General features: G+C 38.8%; 25 protein-coding genes. 17 read left to right on the top strand and 8 right to left on the bottom strand.

The features are described 5' to 3' along the window. Positions 1 to 3: 3 nt before the first annotated feature. The 3 genes from AABK36_RS09895 to AABK36_RS09885 form a co-directional block, all read right to left on the bottom strand. A complete protein-coding gene (locus AABK36_RS09895; RefSeq protein WP_309939808.1) occupies positions 4 to 2208 on the bottom strand; it encodes a glycoside hydrolase family 3 C-terminal domain-containing protein in 2205 nt (734 codons plus the stop codon). Positions 2209 to 2538: 330 nt separating this feature from the next. Then, the gene (locus AABK36_RS09890; RefSeq protein ID WP_309939807.1) at positions 2539 to 3216 is read right to left on the bottom strand and encodes a CatB-related O-acetyltransferase; all 678 of its coding nucleotides are present in this window, start codon (positions 3214 to 3216) and stop codon (positions 2539 to 2541) included. Between the two features lie 223 nt (positions 3217 to 3439). Then, the gene (locus AABK36_RS09885) at positions 3440 to 3829 is read right to left on the bottom strand and encodes a hypothetical protein (RefSeq protein ID WP_309939806.1); all 390 of its coding nucleotides are present in this window, start codon (positions 3827 to 3829) and stop codon (positions 3440 to 3442) included. A 290-nt stretch (positions 3830 to 4119) separates the two neighbouring features. Here AABK36_RS09885 and AABK36_RS09880 point away from each other — a divergent pair, with 290 nt between their 5' ends. Next, positions 4120 to 4311, top strand: a complete 192-nt coding sequence (locus AABK36_RS09880) for a hypothetical protein (protein WP_309939805.1) — start codon at positions 4120 to 4122, stop codon at positions 4309 to 4311. A 23-nt stretch (positions 4312 to 4334) separates the two neighbouring features. Next, positions 4335 to 4577, top strand: coding sequence for a hypothetical protein (locus tag AABK36_RS09875; RefSeq protein WP_309939804.1), 243 nt, complete (start codon positions 4335 to 4337; stop codon positions 4575 to 4577). A 399-nt stretch (positions 4578 to 4976) separates the two neighbouring features. Here the strand turns inward: AABK36_RS09875 and AABK36_RS09870 are convergent, their stop codons facing one another. The 5 genes from AABK36_RS09870 to AABK36_RS09850 all read right to left on the bottom strand — a co-directional run bounded on the left by AABK36_RS09870 (position 4977) and on the right by AABK36_RS09850 (position 10095). Further along, positions 4977 to 5639: a hypothetical protein gene (locus AABK36_RS09870; RefSeq protein ID WP_309939803.1), complete on the bottom strand. Its 663-nt coding sequence runs from the start codon at positions 5637 to 5639 to the stop codon at positions 4977 to 4979. A 166-nt stretch (positions 5640 to 5805) separates the two neighbouring features. Next, positions 5806 to 7176: a hypothetical protein gene (locus AABK36_RS09865; protein WP_309939802.1), complete on the bottom strand. Its 1371-nt coding sequence runs from the start codon at positions 7174 to 7176 to the stop codon at positions 5806 to 5808. A gap of 150 nt (positions 7177 to 7326) precedes the next feature. Beyond that, complete coding sequence (locus AABK36_RS09860; protein WP_309939801.1) at positions 7327 to 8121, bottom strand: hypothetical protein; 795 nt, start codon at positions 8119 to 8121, stop codon at positions 7327 to 7329. A gap of 1 nt (position 8122) precedes the next feature. Further along, the gene (locus AABK36_RS09855; RefSeq protein WP_309939800.1) at positions 8123 to 9412 is read right to left on the bottom strand and encodes a DNA cytosine methyltransferase; all 1290 of its coding nucleotides are present in this window, start codon (positions 9410 to 9412) and stop codon (positions 8123 to 8125) included. 533 nt (positions 9413 to 9945) lie between these two features. Beyond that, positions 9946 to 10095: a hypothetical protein gene (locus AABK36_RS09850; protein WP_309939799.1), complete on the bottom strand. Its 150-nt coding sequence runs from the start codon at positions 10093 to 10095 to the stop codon at positions 9946 to 9948. A 180-nt stretch (positions 10096 to 10275) separates the two neighbouring features. Here AABK36_RS09850 and AABK36_RS09845 point away from each other — a divergent pair, with 180 nt between their 5' ends. The 15 genes from AABK36_RS09845 to AABK36_RS09775 all read left to right on the top strand — a co-directional run bounded on the left by AABK36_RS09845 (position 10276) and on the right by AABK36_RS09775 (position 20055). Further along, on the top strand, positions 10276 to 10779 hold the full coding sequence (locus AABK36_RS09845; RefSeq protein ID WP_309939798.1) for a hypothetical protein: 504 nt from the start codon (positions 10276 to 10278) through the stop codon (positions 10777 to 10779). After that, positions 10763 to 13225 carry a transglutaminase-like domain-containing protein gene (locus AABK36_RS09840; RefSeq protein WP_309939797.1) on the top strand — a complete coding sequence of 821 codons (2463 nt, stop codon included), beginning with the start codon at positions 10763 to 10765 and terminating at the stop codon, positions 13223 to 13225. The genes AABK36_RS09845 and AABK36_RS09840 overlap by 17 nt, the downstream gene beginning before the upstream one ends. 25 nt (positions 13226 to 13250) lie before the next feature. Beyond that, positions 13251 to 13694, top strand: a complete 444-nt coding sequence (locus AABK36_RS09835; RefSeq protein WP_309939796.1) for a hypothetical protein — start codon at positions 13251 to 13253, stop codon at positions 13692 to 13694. Positions 13695 to 13709: 15 nt separating this feature from the next. Beyond that, on the top strand, positions 13710 to 14303 hold the full coding sequence (locus tag AABK36_RS09830; protein ID WP_309939795.1) for a hypothetical protein: 594 nt from the start codon (positions 13710 to 13712) through the stop codon (positions 14301 to 14303). A gap of 190 nt (positions 14304 to 14493) precedes the next feature. After that, positions 14494 to 14898, top strand: coding sequence for a hypothetical protein (locus AABK36_RS09825; RefSeq protein WP_309939794.1), 405 nt, complete (start codon positions 14494 to 14496; stop codon positions 14896 to 14898). After that, entirely contained in the window at positions 14885 to 15154 is a 270-nt protein-coding gene (locus tag AABK36_RS09820) for a hypothetical protein (RefSeq protein ID WP_309939793.1), read from the top strand. Before AABK36_RS09825 ends, AABK36_RS09820 begins: the two co-directional genes overlap by 14 nt. A gap of 11 nt (positions 15155 to 15165) precedes the next feature. Continuing rightward, on the top strand, positions 15166 to 16845 hold the full coding sequence (locus tag AABK36_RS09815; RefSeq protein WP_309939792.1) for a hypothetical protein: 1680 nt from the start codon (positions 15166 to 15168) through the stop codon (positions 16843 to 16845). Between the two features lie 4 nt (positions 16846 to 16849). Next, on the top strand, positions 16850 to 17083 hold the full coding sequence (locus AABK36_RS09810) for a hypothetical protein (RefSeq protein WP_309939791.1): 234 nt from the start codon (positions 16850 to 16852) through the stop codon (positions 17081 to 17083). Continuing rightward, a complete protein-coding gene (locus AABK36_RS09805; protein ID WP_309939790.1) occupies positions 17080 to 17772 on the top strand; it encodes a hypothetical protein in 693 nt (230 codons plus the stop codon). The genes AABK36_RS09810 and AABK36_RS09805 overlap by 4 nt, the downstream gene beginning before the upstream one ends. Continuing rightward, complete coding sequence (locus AABK36_RS09800) at positions 17759 to 17929, top strand: hypothetical protein (protein WP_309939788.1); 171 nt, start codon at positions 17759 to 17761, stop codon at positions 17927 to 17929. Before AABK36_RS09805 ends, AABK36_RS09800 begins: the two co-directional genes overlap by 14 nt. Position 17930: 1 nt before the next feature. Beyond that, positions 17931 to 18446 (top strand): hypothetical protein, encoded by a 516-nt coding sequence (locus AABK36_RS09795; protein WP_309939787.1) that lies wholly within the window; start codon positions 17931 to 17933, stop codon positions 18444 to 18446. Continuing rightward, entirely contained in the window at positions 18446 to 18841 is a 396-nt protein-coding gene (locus AABK36_RS09790) for a hypothetical protein (protein WP_309939786.1), read from the top strand. Before AABK36_RS09795 ends, AABK36_RS09790 begins: the two co-directional genes overlap by 1 nt. Then, positions 18838 to 19380 (top strand): hypothetical protein, encoded by a 543-nt coding sequence (locus AABK36_RS09785; protein WP_309939785.1) that lies wholly within the window; start codon positions 18838 to 18840, stop codon positions 19378 to 19380. Before AABK36_RS09790 ends, AABK36_RS09785 begins: the two co-directional genes overlap by 4 nt. Next, positions 19358 to 19903, top strand: a complete 546-nt coding sequence (locus AABK36_RS09780; protein ID WP_309939784.1) for a glycoside hydrolase family 108 protein — start codon at positions 19358 to 19360, stop codon at positions 19901 to 19903. Before AABK36_RS09785 ends, AABK36_RS09780 begins: the two co-directional genes overlap by 23 nt. 2 nt (positions 19904 to 19905) lie before the next feature. Then, complete coding sequence (locus AABK36_RS09775) at positions 19906 to 20055, top strand: hypothetical protein (protein WP_309939741.1); 150 nt, start codon at positions 19906 to 19908, stop codon at positions 20053 to 20055. The last annotated feature ends 17 nt before the right edge of the window (positions 20056 to 20072 follow it).

Raw genomic sequence — 20072 nt, 5'->3', positions numbered from 1 at the left:
GAATTACATAATTTGATATCGGTCACCTTTAATAGTCGAAATTTTACTGATATGCGAAGCGTACTTTGGCTGTCCTCCACCGATAGAGATCTCCACATCTCCTTCAGACACTGCGCTCATTCCATGTTCGTCTACTGTTGCCAGATCTTCAGGCCTAAGCTCGAACTCTACAACTTTGCTTTCGCCTTTCTTTAGGTGAATACGCTGAAAACCTTTTAATGAACAATTCGCCTCTCTATAAGTCTTTTTGTGATGCTTGACATAGAGTTGCACCACTTCATCGCCGTCCTTCTTCCCGACATTCGTCACAATCGCTTTTACTTTGACAGGCTTGTCCGTTGCTATCTCTTTTGATAATTCAATATTGTCAAATCTAAACTCTGTATAACTCAAACCATAACCAAATGGATACTGAACATCTCCATGAAAATATCTGTAAGTTCTATTTTCCATCGAATAATCTTCAAAACCAGGAAGATCATCTTCGCTCTTGTAAGTAGTCAATGGCATACGGCCGGCCGGATTATAATCACCAGCGATCACATCAGCTATAGCTGTTCCTCCCGCTTGTCCACCATACCATGCCTGTATGATTGCATCAGCATTTTTAACCTGCCAGTCCATCGTTATCGCAGAGCCGGACATATTCACATATACAAGGAGCTTATTAAGCTTTTTCAATGTTTTCATCAAATTGGTTTGCACAGGAGGCAAATCAAGACTTACCCTGTCTCCGCTGGCAAAACCAGCATATCCACCAGCTCCCGCGTCGCCTGCCTCGCCTTCATAATCCGCTGAAATTCCTCCGACGAAAATGATGACGTCCGCTTTGCTTACTTGATCAAGCACATCAGCATATTCAACACCTTCAATATCCTTGACATGGTCCACTCCTTTTGCATATATTATTTCTGAATCAGAAAATTTATTTTTTATTCCTTCAAGCGCGCTAACAATATGCGTTGGCCTGCCAAAGTAATTGGCTAACAACACCTCTTCATTATCAGCATTAGGTCCTACGACAGCTATGCGCTTGTATTTTTTCTTATCAAGCGGAAGAATGTTTTTCTCATTTTTTAGCAAAACCATGCTCTTCTGCGCCATTTCATAAGCTTCTTTCTTATTCTCATCGGTCTCGATCGCGTCTTTACCTATCTTGGCATAAGGATTTTGATCGTCAAACATTCCCAACCTCATTCTTATCTCAAAAAGACGCTTGATAGACCTATTCACCTGATGCTCATTAACTAAACCTTTATCCACAGCGCTTGTCAACTGTCTGTAAAGATTTCCGCATTCTAAATCGGTCCCTGCTTCCAAAGAAGTGGAAATCGAAGTTACTGCATCAGGATGGGTCTTATGGAATTTGTAGAAATCCGACACCGCCCAGCAGTCCGAAACGGAATAACCTTTGAATCCCCATTGTTCTCTGAGAATCTCAGTCATCAATGGTCCATTGCCACAGCACTCCTCACCCCTAAACCGGTTATAAGCGCACATTACCCCTTCGACTTTAGCATCCTTGACCAATATCTTGAATGCCGGCAAGTAAGTATCCCAAAGATCAAAATCCGAAGCCTCTGCATTAAAGCTATGGCGATTATGCTCAGGCCCACTATGAACTGCATAATGCTTGGCACAAGCCACAGCCTTGAGGTAATAAGGATCATCTCCTTGAAGCCCTCTAACCATAGCGGCACCCATTCTGGAGCTTAAAAATGGGTCTTCGCCATAAGTCTCTTGGCCACGTCCCCATCTAGGATCTCTGAATATATTGACATTGGGAGTCCAAAAAGTCAATCCTCGATAGATCGTACCAGTCGTCCCGTTTTTCATATCTTCATTAAAAATCGCTCTGCCTTCTGTCGAAGCGATATCACCGACTCTTCTCAAGGCTTCATCATCAAACGAGGCCGCCATGCCAATGGCTTGAGGAAAGACCGTAACTTTTTCATCCGTTCTGGCAACACCATGAAGCGCTTCATTCCACCAATTATATGCCACGACATTCAATCTTTCAATAGCTGGAGCTTCATGTTCCATTTGCTGAACCTTCTCCTGCAACGTCATTCTCGAAATCAAGTCATCAACACGTTGCTCCAAGGGAAGACCGGGATTTAAAAATGGGTACTTATACTCTTTATTCTGAGAGTTGGCATGAAAAGCTCCTGAAATAAAAAGCGCCATGAGGAGTATACTTCTTCGCATAATATCTACTTTTAAAAACTAGTAGAAATTTCAGCTTTTATTTCAAAAAAAATCATGTCATATGTCATTTTCATAATTAATGACATATCTCAAATTCATTTCTTCAAATTATTAAAATAATTACTTTTCTCTCTATCTAAATATTCATGATTTTTATTTGATGTATTACTTACATCCATCACAGTTCATATGGATATAGAAAAAAACCATAACAACAATCGCATTCGCAATACTCTTCAAATAATTAAAAGGTATTAATTAAATACAACATTATGTTTAATAACATAATGTATCATTTCCATTCTAATAATAATCACTCAAGATATCTGCTTATAGGCTTTTTTTAATGAGATGATTATTCATAGCATAATCCCAAAGAGTCTTGATATCTCTTTTCACCAAAATAGTCATATTCTTTTCTATATGCTCAATTGGCCAATCCCACCACGACAATTTTTCCAGCATCGCAATTTCCTCATTGGAAAATCTTGTCCTAACAACTCTTGCAGGATTTCCAACCACTATGCTGTATGGAGGAACATCCTTGGAAACAACAGCCTTGCTGCCCACAATTGAACCATTTCCCACTTTTACTCCAGGCATGATCGTCGCAGACTCTCCCAACCAAACATCATTGCCAATAATGATATCCGAATATCGCTTCAAAGGATATTCAGACAAAGGAATAGTGTCAGCCCAATCACCACCAAAAATAGGAAATGGAAAAGTGGTAATGCCTTCTGTTGCATGATTAGCATCCGCCATTATAAATTTAGCACCATTCGCCAGGGCACAAAACTTTCCGATTCTCAATGCTGTATTAGATATTCCGTAATTATAGAGCACATTGTCTCTTAAAAAGTTCTTTGGCTCCTTAAAGTCACTATAATAAGTATATTCCCCAACAAAGACATTAGTGATTTCACTTTCCTCAACTAGTGGTTTCAAAAAAATTGTCGTAGCCAAGCCTTCTATTGGGTATAAATTATCTGAATTGATTCTGCTCATAGTTTGATAATAAAGAACATTATAGACTTCTATGACAACGATTCAGATAGTGAATAATATTGTATATCCACAACAATAGAGTCATAATATTTCAACAAACGCTGATTTCAAAAAAATAGAGTTGAAAAAGAAAAAGCCAAAGCTCATTTAGCTTTGGCTTGCATTTACTAGAGGCAAATAACATAAATATTGCTTATTTAATCCATCAGCCTCCACTGAGCAACTATCTTCTGCATAGATTTATTAATGAAAAAACGGCTTCATTTAGGTCTTCTTTTAGCAACTCATCGGATAAACTCTCAAGATGTTCATCTTCAAACGTCTTCAATTGGCGCTCGGAAAACTGCGATTGCAATTGGGACAGTGTCGCCAAAAAATCGTTTTTAAAGCCACTGTCATCATAAAGCTCCACGCTAACAAAATGCTTTCCTTCTAATAATTTGGATTCTTGAATTGAATCAATCAATGCTCTTTTCAATGGAAGCCCCAAGGATAAATATTGAAAATAGTCATCTTCCTTAAATGGCGAATTGCTGAAGTTCGCTCTCTTTTCATTTACTTCCTTCGTTTCTTTGATAATCGCCTTTAATATACTGTCTTCTGGTACTCTCATGAATGTTTATTTTTTATATACTCAATAACCGCATAGCCATTATTAATTAGGTCGAGATTATTTGATACAAGGCTCTCAATCTATCAATAGCTAATAAAAAAGCCCATCAAATTTCAGTCCCTAATCTGCGAATCATTTTTACAGTAATTCGAAGAAAGTATTTCAACTCTTTCCTTGACAAAAAACGAATCAAAAAAAACATTAACATAAGAAATGAGCCGTTTCAGAAACGTTTCTAAAACGATTCGAAACGGTTATTCCACTCTTTAAATCTCAAATAAATAATAAAAATGAAGCACCTTAAAACAACCGTACAAGAAGTCATTGATGGTAAAATGGAATCGCCACTACCAGTTGAAGTTATTCCTAATCAGATGGGAATCAATCTATGCGCAGTAGATAGCATCGAATGGGTTAAGCAAAATGATGAACAGCTTGTAAGCCTCACAATCAATTTTATACCCGACAACGAAGAAGAATAACAACCCTTAAATCTCAAATCAAAATGAAAATCAAAACACAAAAAGGACGGTCTAAAGAGCTCATAAAGTTAAGAGATAAAGCTCTTGTAAAACGTTTCGTGCACCTTACAGAAGTAAAGCGCAAAAGAGTAGACGACACCCTTAAAATACTCTCTGAAAAAGAATTTTATATCTCAGAGCAAACGATCCTCAACATCATACGGAAAGAGTATAGATTCAAAAGAGATTGCGGACTAGAAAAAAGACAAACCTTGATAGCATCATGAAAAATTCAAAAAAAACAACGTCTAGCAAGCCCGAAGGCTACTTTTCAGCCAGAATAGATTTAGCCTTAACCAAGCATGAATATAAGGTAGAAACCCTAAAAATGGTTAATTAACTAATATTGATGCTTTTATGCTTTATTCCTCTGTTAAGAGAGGAATTGAAGTATATCGACCTTGATTGGTCTGTTTGTTTAGCTTTAGATTTTTCAAACTATGGAAATATAGAAAAGGACTAAAAGATCAAATTAAAAACCTTAAAGAAATATGACTGAAAAAGTGGTAATCAATTCTACGCCTGATCTTAACGATGAAGATTAGGTTTAATGCTTTGTAACGAGGGCGCTAAAATGGCAGAGCGAACGTAGTGAGCTATGCATTTTTAGCGCATGTTATGCTCTTTTAATTTAGATTGATATCCTTAATTTTTGTTTTATCGCAATCATTTGAAATATACTTCACAGTTACAGACTTATTGGAAGTAGAATAAATTGTATCAATTAAATTGTAAATAGTCGGTGATTTTTGGCAGAACTCAAATTTCACTTTACTTCTTTTATTGATTGCGAAATTTTCTAAAACTAGATACTCTCCATCTTCTGGATAAACAATTATATTTTTTACGCTATCAACAAATAGATACATTTTATAATCTCTAGTTCCTTGATTATTATTTAGTGATAGTATCTTACCTCCCCAACATGGTGAACCGCAACCGTATCTAACAAAAAGGTAGTTATCATTATCCCAAAGAATAGAGGAATGACTAGCTATATATGAGTTTTTCGTAAGATCAAAATTCTTATTAAATCCTTTTTTTGATTTAGTCGAAATTCTATAAAGGTCTCGTGACTGACTACCTTTCAGTTGAATTTTATTTCCGTAGGAAGAAGTATATTCCTTGAATAGTAAAGTGTCATATGCCCAAAAATTACGTTCTTCTTCACTGATCTCAGTTATTAACTTTTGTCCAATTTCAATTTCTTTGTTTTGAATGCCTGAGTTTAAATTCTTTTCTTTTTCCCCTCTACATGATAATAAAGTTAGAAGAATCGATATGTACATGTAATTCATTTTCATTTCAATTGAGCATAACGGATGGCGGTATAAAATCGTTGCGCACTTTGAAACACAAACTTATCAGCCCGCTAAACCGTTGATTAAATGTTAGTAGGTTTAAAGATAGCACTATCCGCGCAATGTTTTATGACCGCGTGTTAGCAGCAGCCCTTTATTCGTAATCTTCTAAATCATCTCTTATTTCATGATATGGGTCAAATAATCGTTGTAAAAAATTCCTAAAATAATGTTGTTCATTTAAGTAATCTACGATGAATGTAGGAATATCTCCATGACTTAATGAGGGATGATTTTCATATCCATATTTTGTTAAGTATTTATAATCTTCTCTTGTATAATCGACAAATAACTTTCTAATCAAACCTGTTGCTCTTACATTAAAATTAAAGCAAAGTGCGTCTTCAAGCATTTTAGTTTGGTATTGCTCCCATGTCATTCCACCCCAACCTTTCTCAAAGTTTTGGTTATCATCATTACTTGTCATCAAATTAACAGTCTCAAAAGCAATACCTGTAATTGTGTTTGTCCAGGTTGTAATTAAATCATATAAATAACAGTTTTCTTCATTTACTTTTTTTGCCTTATTTGCTAATTCAGGTATAATTTGAAGAATGTTAATAGAGTCGTCAGATACACTATCTAATTTATAAGGACTTAGACCTTCTTTAATTAAGTAATTGTCTTTTGCGATTTTGAATGGATTAATTCCAGCAACAATTAATGCATTCGGAAGAAATGGTAATTCTGGATATGCTTGAGAGGTGTATACAAAACCATGTACACCTTTAGACTCCATTAACTGTGCAGCATATGATGTAATGCTATTCATCCTTTCAATCATGTATTCAGAAGGATTTTCTCCCTTTTCTGCATTCCAGTCATCAATTTTGTCCCATGTTACTTTAAATATTTCAAAATTCTTTTGTGAAAAAATACTTTGAGTTACATGAATTATATCTTCTTCTGTTGGAATCCATGGTGTCAATTTTAATGTCTTAACGTCATTATCAGTCCAAGTAGGGATATATGCAAATACAGGTTTCTCATCAAACAAAAAGCTGAAAATTGTGGCTTCACGGACAATTCTTTCTTCCATTGGGGATATTAGTACAAACGTAATATCATCCTTACTAAAAGTAGGGAAAATACTATGAAGATGTGAGGCATATGCGAGAAGTTCTGTATATGCCTGTCTTTCTGTTTGAGCACTTTTTTTAAGTTCAATTAAAGCTATTCCAGAGTTTCCTTCTATTACCCCCATTAAGTCAGCTCTAATTGTACTATCACCATCTTTTTTTAAGGGAACTTCACAGCCAAATAATCTTAAACCATATAGGCTATCATAAGTCTTTTTTAGTCGTTTTAATAATTCATTATAAATTAGTTTATCGGGAGTTAGTGAATATATCGATTCTTCATTTTCATTAAAGCGATATTCCTCTGGGAATTCATATTCTATTATTAAGTCTTCCCACTCATCCTTGTTTTCCCAAATATATTTTTGAATTTCGTGCTCTGTCATTTCTTTATGGTTGCTGCTAACGTTGAGTGTATGCGTAGTGGCGGATTTCGGAGCTCCTCGCTATCAAACCGAGATGGTGTTGATGCGAGCCTCAAACCTTGATATTTAATGCTTTCATTGCCATTACGTATGACACATTGTTATAGCCAGTTAGCCTATTGTTTTGTATAACTCCAAGTCATTTGTACCAATCTCATCCTTTGTTACAAGTTTGTAATGACGTTCTTTTGCAACTTTAATCTGATTATCCTGTATCGTTAATTCAAACAAAGCTATCAGGTCATCTTCCATGAATTGGGCAGAAATGGCTCTACATATTAAGTCTGAATATTTCTCTGAACAGAGTTTTATATCTTGGCTAGTCTGAACAACTGATAATTGATCACTACCTCCCTTTGCCTGAACAGGAATGACAAAATGCCTTCCATTATCATCAATTCCTACATAAATTTCATCAATTTCTATCTGACCAACTTCCTGTACTGTTGTTCTTAAATGATTCTGTAATGAATAGGTTGTGATGTTTAAAAATATATCAATAAGACGGTTATACCTTATTTTTGCTAATAATGCCTGTTCATCTGAGAGTGAATATTGAGTAACTATTTCTGGTGTCGAATCTGGAATCTTTATAGTTACAAGTTCTGAATTTGGAAGGATACGATTTATTTTCACTAGTTTAAAGCAATATTTAGCTCTTCCTTTACCTTCAATAATCCATTCTCGACCTTTAGTTTGCGTATCTAATATTGATTGAGGTAACGGTATTCTGTAGCGTACAGCATAAATTACATCACCCAAATTTTTCGGCAAATTAATACCAAGCTTTTTTGATGACTTAATAAGGTCATCTCTATGAAACGTAATTTCTTCAACACCTTTTTTATATGATGAAAAGAATATGTCCTCAATTAATAACTGATATCTATTCTGTTTTTGAGCCATTCTATATTGTTTCTATTTCAATTTGCTTTCTTTTTTTAATACCACTTTTCCTATCCCGTTTACCAATAGGATTGTCAACCCCCCAATACAATGAAGCTGTCGTGATATCTGCATAGATTAATTCAGTTTTTCCAAGCTTAATTTTATTCTTTGGCTGAAAAGGTATGTGTGGAAGTACCATCATTATCTCACAGGCTAAACTAAAAGCTAATGGAGGTGGTACTGAATTTCCGATTTGCCTTGCACCATGCCATTTCGTGGAATTAAAACGAAACCAATCAGGAAACCCATGAAGTCTTGCCATTTCTCGCACCGTAATGCATCTAGAGTATTTATAATGAATTGGTCTAGGGCTTGTAAATGCACCTCTTGATGAATCAGTTCCAGCTCTTAAAGTATTTGAAACTCCATTTTCAGGTAATTTGAAAAATCTTGATATTGGCTCAACTGCTCCTTGAAGGGTGTTTGAAAATCTACTTCTTGAAATATCAGAATGATTAGTTCTTCTACTGCTTGTAATAATTTTTGAATTCCACTTTCTTTGATAACCATACTTCCAAGTTGCTTTATTGGTACACCTCAATTGAGCAGAATACCCATGTGCTTTTTTTACATATTTAGTCTCAATGCAATCATCTTCAAGCAACTCGATAAAACTTTCTGCATCTGGCAAGTCATCTAAAGCCTCCTTACAGGTAATTATTTTATTAAGTTTTGCTGGGTATTGAGGTAACCTGCAATCATCTCTGGAACCTAATAGAAAAAGTCTTTCTCTACTTTGTGGGACCCCAAAATCTTTAGCATTTAGTACTTTCCAGGGTAAGTTTATTGCATATCCAAGTTCTTTAATGTCCGCGACAATTTCATCTAGAAACTTTTTATGTTTTCCAATAGTTAAGCCTTTAACATTCTCGAATAAAAAGTATTTTGGTCGAAGTTCTTTAATTAATCGGATATAATCCTTAACTAAGGAGTTTCTAGGGTCATCTAATGCTCTTTGTCCAATAAGTGAAAATCCTTGACATGGAGCACCTCCAACTAATACTTCTATTTCATCATCGGGTTTTAACCCACACTTATTCCTAATTAAATCACCGTTAACCTGTTGAATTGGCTTTGCTATCACATTGGTGTAAGGGAAATTATATTCGTGAATCGAAGCATGAACTGGATCAATCTCAACAGCACATATAATATCAAAACCAGCTTGCTCAAAACCAAGGCTTAATCCACCTGCACCTGCAAACAAGTCTATTACTTTTGGTCTAATATTTTCAACATTTTTCGTCATAGATGACAATAAAACTATTTTTATGAATTCACCAAGTATTTGATGCGATATTTTTTAATTGGCTATAACACCTCAATAACACGAATTCCGTTTATTTTCACTATGTGCGGACTTCATTTATTAGGCATAAAAATTATTTCAAGTGAAAAATTAAATAAAAAAAGTAGCATTTCAAGTGTGTTCAGCGAATTTTTTTATTTGATAAATTCAAATCAGTAATATGTATATATACTTCTGTGGTTTTTGGGCTTTGATTTTTTATTATATGTTGAGTGTATCGTAGATTCATGTCTTTTTCAGCTAGATGAGTAGAAAAGAATGTTTTTTGTAAAATTCTCAAGTAAAAAAGCTGACTTCTCTTCGTTTGAGGTTATAGATGAAGTTTTATAACTATCAAATCGATATTAAATTATATTATTACACGACATGCAATCTATTTTGACCATAAACTTCCGTTTATTTCTCTTATAAGACCTGTATACGGAAGTTTGTGTTTTATTGATAATATTTGACTTATTTAAACAAAGAACAATTCAATAATCATAATGCTCCTCAAACTGCTTCACCTCCTTTGGAGACAATCTAAACTTGTGCATGATCCCTATTCGTTTTAGGTAATTAGCCAAAGTTTGAGGGTGTATGTCATATTTTACAGCAAGCTCTTTCCGAGTGATAAAAGTCATATGAAATAATCATTTGGTACATATACAATATAATACATCTCTTATATTCAATCGCAATTTTTCAAAGTAAAGCTTAAAATTGAAAAATTTGATATAAACACGAGTAACCACATCGTGACACTTGTGACTTTCCTATTCTTGTATCATCATTCTAACGCAAGAATCATGAAATCACACCCTATGAAAGCATTTCTCTTATTATTTTCAGCGATTGGCATTTTATCGCTATCGGCCAAAGGCATCGACCTTAAAGAGACCAAGGACAAGTTAATGGTCTCGATTGGTTCGATTGGCAAACCTAGTTTTGATGCTGGACACATGCACCTGCCTGTTGACATTCGATTCAACAATAACGGAGCTGGACAACTGCGCATTGACAGTATTTTCGCTACGGTGCATGCCATCGACTCCACAGGCGCAAGCGTGCAAATCGCAAGCACTATGCCCCAGCCAGAACATCAAATCCTAGCGCCGAATCAAAAAAGTGTGAAGCAGTTGACCTTTAGCATTCCGCTGCTCTCAGGAGCTTCGAATATCAGCCATTTGCTCAAAACGAAGCAACTTAAAATTACGGCTGTCCCCAAGATCAACGGGTTTGACACCCCCCCCATAGTAGAAATACTTCCGATCAATCTTGGCAACATTTTCAACTTTGCTGGACTATTGAATGCAGGCCAAGGCTAAACGGCAAATCAAGTCCGGAGGCGAATACAATCACCTCATTGACTCGACCAATCTGCAAAGAAGCACGATAACTCTTGAAGAAAAAGGCGATGTGTTCAAAACGCTCATGCACATTGAAAAGGTCGCCAAAGAGCATCGAGAAGCGTTGATTTTGCTTGCCGCAAGGCTTAAAGGATTAAACGTAAAGCAGACCTGCAGAAATATCTGGAATTTTGTATACCATCACATTCAATACACGGAAGATCATCCGCTCAAAGAGCAATTGCACACTCCCCAAAGAATCTGGGACAAGCGAGCGGAAGGCGTGGACTGCGACGATTACACCATTTTCATTAGCTGTTTGCTGATGAATCTAGGCATCAAGCACTCTTATCGAATGACCAAGTACAATGGCAAAGATAAATTCCAGCATGTGTACCCCATAGCTTACTCAGAGGACGGAAAGGAATATTATACGATGGATTGCGTGGTCGATGATTTTGACTACGAGGTCCCATACAGTGAAGTATATGACAAAGACATTATGCAAATAGAATTATTAAACGGCTTGGATTTAGCCGAAAATCTTTCCGATCAAGAGGACGACAGCATGATCCTTTCTGAGTTTGAAGGAGAAGAAGCACTGAAAGGCATTGAATTTTTGGGCAATATCGGAGGCGGTACCGATTGGGGCGAAGAGTTTGGGCTTATCGACATTGACACGCTTTCGGGATTGAACGGCACCGGAGAGCTTACGCCATCACAGGCTTACAATGGCTTTTGGAATGGCATCAAAGGGCATTTGATCAACACCAGAAACAAGCTTGTTGTCAATCCAAGTGTATTTGGAGAGTATGGCGGCAATATCCTCACGGAAGTAAACTACGTGCTTTCGGTTTGGGATAATCCCAAAGAAAGAGAGCGAGCGATTGAAACGCTTGCCGATCTTCCGCAAAGATCTGATTACTCGGAGCTTGAAGGGCTCAACGGCTTGGACGGTTGGTTCAAAAAAGCGTTTAAGAAAATCAGCCGACCATTCAAGAAAGTTTGGAAAGGCGTGAAAAAGGCCGCTAAGTCAGTCGGCAGAGGCATTCGAAATGTCACTAGAAAAGTAGCTACAACAGCAAAAAGAGTCTGGAAATCAACCAAAGAGCTGGGCGGCAGAGTCTGGAAAGGCGTAAAGAAAGTCGGCAATTTTGTTTGGAAAGGCATCAAAGAGGTGGGCAAGTTCTTGATGAAATTCAATCCGCTCACAGCACTTGCCAGAAAAGGCGTGCTGACCTTCATCACTTACAACAAGACAAAGCCTGTTCAATTGGGAGTTGCAAGACTTTCGCCTCAGCAAGTGAAAGAGTTCGGCATTGATCCGAGCTATCATAGAAAGTGTGTGGAAGCTTACAAAAAGTCCTATAACCTTTTTGTGAACATCATGCAAGGCAAGCGCAAGAACTTTGACAATGCGATTTTGAAAGGCTGGCGCATGAAAGCCAAGAACGAGGATTTCTTTGTGAACAACCTCACTTATGATCCGATCAGAGGCGCAAGCTCAAAAAGCACAACGGCCGATCAGAAAGAGCTTAAAAGACTGCTTGAAAGCTCAATGAAGAAAAACAAATCGCTTGTAAAATACCACAAGAAGACCAAGGCCAAGACTCGAAACAAGAAAAGAAGCTCTTTGAGGAACAAGGGTGGTATGCGAAGATTTCTTTCCAAAGTTCTTTCCAAAACAAGGTTCAAGCCAACGGTTTACCGCAGACCTTCAAGACCAACAGGAAGGCCAGTCGGCAGAGGCAGTTATGTTGCCAAAGCAAGACGAGGGTATGACAGAGGTTTGAGAGGCTTTGAGAATGTTGACATGGAGCCGGAAGATTTCAATGTAACGCTGGCAGGATTAGGCGAGCCAGCTACTGCGGCAGCTTCAGGAGCAGCGGCAAGCGGATTCATTGCTAAGCTTGTGGGATTCTTCAAAGGCATAGGCGCAACGGTTCTCAAGCTGTTCAAAAAAGCGAAAACAGCTCTTAGCAAATCCAAAGCAACAAACGGTTTGACGAAAGGCAGCTCAGGTCAGGGAGTGACTCCAGGGCAAAAAGGAATTGATTTGACTAAAGTGAATGATTGGCTGGACAAAGGCAAAAAGATCGTGGACACAGGCAAAAGCATCTACGACAAAGGCAGGCAAATTGTGCATACTGTCGCACCGCCAAGAAAACCAAGTATTATTGACAGCCCTACGAATCCAAGCTATCGTCCGGGTGGCGGCTTTAGACCTGTTGTCCCTTACAAGCCTTCGGTGAATTTAACGCCTCATATTCCTCAAAAGTCAGTGCCTACCAATTTGACCACCAAAGCGGAAGACAAGACGGCTGGAGGAATGAACATGCTTTTGGTCGCAGGTCTTGCAGTTGCCGGAGTAGTTGTTTTGGGCAATAGCAATGGATCAAAAGAAACTGAAAAGAAAGCAGCTTAATCAAAACTGAAATAACCTTAAAATTATGGTAGATACCAAAAAAATAGTCCCTGTATTGACTAAAATCGGAACAAGTGCAGGGGGTGCGGCATTAGCTTATGCTGCTATCAAAAATGCTCCGGAAAAATTCGAAAAGTTCACAGGTTTGACGCTGATGTCTGTCGGCATTATGGCTAATACGAGCGACAATAAAACTGTTCAAGAGCTAGGTCTAGGTGTAGCGATTATGGGTATAATTGACGCTGTGGATAAATGGATGCCTCAGTCTTTGAAAGACAAAGCGTCTAACTTCATTCCAGCTCTTGGAAATGTGGATAATTACGACTACACGACTTTTGAAGCGCTTCCGCAAACAAATGAGAGCGACCTTTTAAGCTTTGAGCAAGGTCTTCAACAAGCCATTGAAAACGAAGACAATGGCATGGGATATGTCGAGACGCAACAACCAACAATCAATTTGTCACTATAAAAAATAAGAAATAAAATGTACGATCAATATACAAGAGACTTTTTAGAAGATCCAGCAATCAACAGCCAACTGAATCCTGACATTCAACAAGAATTGACGAACGGAACGATCCGAATTGATGATGGTGAGTTGTACATCATCGTTGATGTGACAGGCAAAGGAGGAACAATCAATCTTGTGGACAGCGATGTGTACAAGGAAAAAGGGGTTACCAATATTGACAAAGGCCGCCTTGATCCTTTGGTGAACCTTGTTCTTAAGACTCTTTCAGTAGGTCATGCTAAAGGCACGAACCTTACGCCAAAGGAAGCTGTGACTTCTTCGATCATGTCCGACGATGTGCCTGCGGCTATTGCCAAGGCGGACCTTGTAATCATCGTGGAAGACAAGCCGATATTCAAGCAAAGAGTAAAGTCTTTGATGGCGATTTCCAAAGAGGCGATTACCAATGAAAAAGACGTTTACGATGCGACCAACTGGAAATTCATTCCGGGAGACAGACCGTTTAAAATCCAGTTGGACTTCAACGGACTTACTGTGCCTGATGTAAACGATGAGAAGCATATCGTAGAGGTAAGCTTGTTTGGAGACATCACCAAGAAAAAATAATAACTATTCCTTATCCAAAATCATGGAGAAAGCGGCTTTTGCAAAAGAGGAAGCCGTTTTCTCTCATCTCTTAGCGGTTATGAAGCGACTCTAAAACGTTTCTAAGCCGTTTCAAAACGTTTCGAAACGTTTCAAGAGCCGTTCACCAAACGCTTTGAGCCGTTTCGCAAAACTCTAAAACCGTTCTACAATGAGCAGCAGAAGAAGAAAAATAAAGAACAAAACAATCACAGTCACTTTGAGGACTGGGTTTTCGGGGACTACCTCAGAAAGCTTCAAGTTCGATAGCGGCTATGAAGAAGTTGACGGCATGGTTGCCTTTGCCACGGCCTCTGTCAATGGCATAATGGTGCAAGTCGAGGATGATCAAAGCGGTGTGCTGGAGGATAAAGTGCCAGTCGCTTTTTGGGAAAGAAACCTTATATCCCAAACTTATCATGATGTGGATTTCAAGAATGACCGTCAAGAGTTCACATTGAATTTCAGCAGCAAAAAACTTCTGACGCAAGATGTGGAAATCAGCTTTGTGTTTCGCCAAGTCGATGCCGACGAATGCGAAAGAAGGCGCAATCATAAAGGGTGTGGCTGCAAATAATCTAAAGTACAACTACACGATTCTGAGCAAGTCAAATCAATTTGAATTAGACTGCTTTGGCTTCACGATAGAAAACTGCGGCCCTTCCTCTGTCATGTTCGGCAATCCTGAAAATGAGATTATCGAGCTACATCCGGGGGACCAACGGTCATACGGATTCATCCCAGACTGCAAATTGGTGGATGAAAAATCCGTCATCATAGAAAATTCAAAAGTGCTGATCACCAGAGCACACATTAAATCAAATTGTAAATAGGCATTATAATTATGAGCACAGGAGAAGTCAGCAATAGCAATAAAATTAGAGGACACTTGATGAACCTTTTGTCGGTGCATGAAGATCAAGGCGGCGAGTACGCTATTGTGATGAATTCGGAAGGCCAAACGAAAAAGCTGTATTTCAATCAGCTCGAAGCCTCTCAAATCGCTCTTATTGTAGACCAAAAGATAAGTCAATTGCCTGACAGTTCGCCTCAGGATTATGTGAAAACGATTGAGAATGTGAGCGCTGCCGAGATTCAAAGCATCATTAGCAAAGATAATTTTATTCCCTCAGGATATCAAATCATTGACTTTGCTTATGACAAAGGTGTTCCAACATATGCATTCACTGACTTTTACTATCGAGAATCATCCATTTGGCTTATGTACAAAAAGTCGGGAGCTTGGGGATTGTTGAGGATTGCCAAAAGTACCACGACTGACAAGTGGGAAATTGTCCTTGATCTTGACTCAAATGTTCATTTTGATGATGTTCCAGTCAAAGGCTTTGGGGGATCTGATGGGCCTCCGCCTCCGGCAGGCAGTTATAGTTTTGTCATAAGGACAGAAAACGGCCTTTATGATTTAAGCTCGATTGGAAGTGTTGATCAAAAAACGGCAACATACAGTTTAAGTGAATTCACATTTTCCAATATCGACAATGCAACGGCAAAGGATTACGAGTACGCATTTTTAAACGATCGATCAAGAAAGTGGTTTTTGGTTAGAAAAGACGGACAAGGCAATTATTTATACAATGTCGCTGACAACTCTTCAAACAAGACTTATGCTTACTCAAATGAAACGACAATTCGTGAGAGCGATGATTTGAAAATATGGGCGCATGGCACAATCAATCAAGTAGCCTTTGACAATAAAAACGGCTTCTTTGCCATTTACACCGACCTTGCCGTTTATTGCTATGCCAATGACGGTAATGATCAAAAGTTCAAGCTCCATAAAATCAGCAAGTCGGTTTCAGTTTACATTGAGAATTTCACAACTGGATCGCCTTACCCGGACATTAGTCAATTTGAACCCGATGAAGTGTTTGTCTCTGGAGATGCAACGCTTGCCATCACCAACAAAGGCAAACTAATCGATGTGAACAAAGGCATTCTTTTGACTGGATTGGACTTTGCGTTCGATCACACGAAAGTCGCTCAAGTCATCGGCATGATTCAGAATATACACACTCATTACGCAATCATGCTCAACGACCAAACGGTGTACAAATTCGCATCCGGAGGCCCCGAATATGAAAAGCTGGAGGGCGAAGCGCTGATGCCTTTGCAATTCTACATAGACACAGCTTTTCCGGATCGGCAAGGCTTGCTCTTAACCGAGTCTGGGCAAATCATAGCCAAACAGACCACAGCTACTTACCCCACAGGAAATGCGGAGGTGGTTTCATTCTCTTCTGTTGAAATAATCAACTGCGAATTCATGTGGAGAATAGACTGCGAGTGGGAAGATGGTTCAACCTTTGGCAAAAGCCATTTTAGCGGTCAATTTGTCTTAAGCGCATCCTCTCCGCTATTTCCTCCGCAAACCCATCAATACAATGATGTGGAAATCGAGTGGAGCATTGGCATGTCAGGCTTTGCGGTTACAGTCAAGAACAAGAAAGAATCCCTCTTGCAAAAAGCCACATTAACCGTAATCAACAACTTTCAAACCCTATAATCTCATGCAACATTTAGCTGTCAAATTATTCCATAAAACTTACGAATTCATCGGCATGTCATCGATGGGCATTACCGCTTATAGTTTTTTAAAACACTTGACCGGATACGCTTATGAATTCACAAACAGCAAGGGTTTTATGGCTTACACCGCTTTGATGGCTGCTATTTATGGGACATTGAAAGCTTATGAAGCTTTCGAAAGAAGATTCATCAATAAAGGAAAGGAAAAGGAATGAAAAAAATTTGTGAACATTGCGAGGATGAGTTCGAAGCAAGCAGAAGGGACGCAAAATACTGCTCGACTACCTGCAAGAATGCGGCTCATAGACTCGCTAAAACTCAAGCGAAGGCACAACCTGTCGAGCCTGTCGAAGCTCCGCAGATTCATGCGATACCACAAGCCCCACAGCCTATACAAACAAGTCATGCCCATTCATGGGAAAAATACGAAATCGACAAATTGACCATAGCCCTTAACAAAGAAACAAGCAAAAGGGAAAAGCTGGAGGACGAGCATAAGGAGCTTAAAACAAAGTATGATGATTTAAAAATTGAGCTGAAAACGAAGGACAAAGAGCATGCGTTGAAGGAGCTTCAAAAGGATATTGAAAATCAAAATTCTTTGGCTGGGATTATCAATACGGTTGGAAGCAATGAGGGGATTATGACTACTCTTTTGGGAGCGCTTACAAATAACATTGGAGGCAACTCAGCGACAAATCAATTGGCTGGAGTTCCTCAGCAGAATCAAGCCGCTGACCAGTATAGTCAAGCTTTCTTAGGTTGGTTTGCTCCGCTTGACAACGGCACAAAGCAAATTGTATGGGGGTTGATTGAGACCCTTTCAAGCCTTCCAAATATGGCAGAAGTAATTACTCAAATTGATCAAAACATTAAATCTCAACTCGATAATGAAACTACCTAAGTTTGATTTCAGCAAAAGCAAAGAAACGCTTTCCAATGAAGACTGCTTGAAGCTTATCAATAAGCATCTAAGCAATGAAGCGCTCAATATACTCGCTGATAAATGCCAAATCCCCGGCATAGAAAAGAAATTATTACCACTAGCAAAATTATTATAATATGGCTGCATCATTGGCATTAGGAACGGCGCTATCAAGCGTAGGAGGAGCTTTTAAAAGCATCCCTAAAGAAGTGTATATCATTGGAGCTGGAATTGGCGTCACGGTTCTACTTGTCAATGTTATTAAAAAAGCCGCTGATAAAGCACGCTACAATGCGGCTATCAATGTGATTGGAAAGGATACAAAAAAAGGAATGGCAACTATGCTGGCAACTCAATTATATTCAGCCATGTATAATTCAGTTTTGCCGACTTGGTTTCCTGATGGCACAAACGAGGTGTTGATTTACAAAGTAGCCCAAGAGATGCACAAGCATCAAATCACCTTTGATCTTGTCTCTGACCAATACAAAAAACTCTATTCTGGAAGGCAATTGCTGAGCGACTTGGAAAGCGAGCTTGACGAAAATGAAATGAGGTACATGTGGTCTTATCTGGAGACTGGAAGCAAGCCTGCTCCCCTAGTTCATGAATCAAGATTAAACGGATTTGAAATCAATATAACGCTGGCATAATGGCACAAAAAGATACGAAAGAAAAAGACAATAATATTCTGCTGGTTGGCGGCTCGATCATCGGAATAGGCATACTCTACATGATGCTCAGACCTAAAGAAGCAACGGCAGCGATTCAAGCGGAACACGTGCCACCTTTGCAGCCTCAACTGCCTCAAGCTTCAACACCAAATCTAGCAAGCGGATCCTCATTTCCTATAACACTTGGAACAAGAGGACCGCATGTGAAAGCCTTGCAAATCGCTATCGCTAAAATGAACGGTCTTGCCAAAAACCAAATCATGAACGGTGGCGGCTATGACGGTTTCATGGGGAGAATGACTGAAAAAGCACTCAAAACGGTGGGTTATACCCTGCCGATCAGCCAAACCACTTATAATCAAATTGTCCGATGAAAAGCTATCTAAACCGCTCAAATATTCGCTCGCTGGGCATCAGGAACAATAACCCGATGAACCTTAGAAAGACTTATATCAACTGGAAAGGCGAAGTCGTGAGCAATAATGCATTTGAGCAATTTAGTAGTTTGGCATATGGCATTCGAGCCGGAGCTTTGAATGTACTCAATAAGCTTAAAAAAGGACGCACATTAACATCGTTGATCAATGAATATGCGCCACCTCATGAGAATAAGACTCAAGCTTATATAAACTACATAGCAAAGCTTACAGGGCTTCCCAAGCACTCCAGATTATCCGCAGACAGAAACACTTTATTCAAACTGACAAGAGCCATATGCAATATGGAAAACTACCCGGAAGACAGGCATCTTGTCAGCAATCAAGACATTAACGCAGGTTTGAATCTGCTAAACAATCATTTCCATCCTTCCGAAAAAGCTCGCGACGGACTGCTCTTTACGGTGGCTGTTGCGGGCCTTTTAACTTATTCTTTCATCAAATACTCTAGCCATGTTTCAAACAATTCTAAGTAAAACTTTAGCCCATGAAGGCGGCTACGCCAATGTGAAAGGAGATCGAGGCGGCGAGACTTACAAAGGCATCGCAAGAAAATTTCATCCCAATTGGAAAGGATGGGAAATTGTGGATCAAAACAAACCGCTCAATTGGAATGAGTTCATCGACTGCGATATGCTCGAAAAACACATTGAAGACTTTTACTTCGAGAATTTTTGGAAACGCATTCAGCTTGACAAGGTGGAAGATCTCCAGCTGGCGGCTATGATCTTTGATATTTACATGAACTCCGGATCAAGCGGAGCTAAGCTTGTGCAAAGAGCTTGCAATCTATTTGGTCAAAATCTAGCGGTGGACGGAGCAATCGGAAGCAAAACGATAAGCGCGATAAACGCCATCGATGGATGCGATCTATTTGAGGACTTGAAAGAACTGAGAATCAATTATTACTACCGCATCGCTGAGAATGGCGAGAATAAAAAATTTCTAAAGGGCTGGCTCAAGCGTGCCAAATCATTCAATTACGAATACAAGCTATAACTATGAAAAACAAAGAAGTCGTAGCAAGTGGCATTTCAGTCGCAGGGAGCTTGGCAGGCTATTACATGGCTCCCGATCCGAAAGAAAAGATACCCTACATGTTGATCGGTGGTTTTTTGGGCACTGTGCTCGCCGCCGCTCTCATCAAATAACCTATACAATCAATAAA

Source organism: Aureibacter tunicatorum (assembly GCF_036492635.1).
Taxonomy (GTDB): Bacteria; Bacteroidota; Bacteroidia; order Cytophagales; family Cyclobacteriaceae; genus Aureibacter; species Aureibacter tunicatorum.
This window is presented reverse-complemented; position numbering and strand designations above follow the sequence as displayed.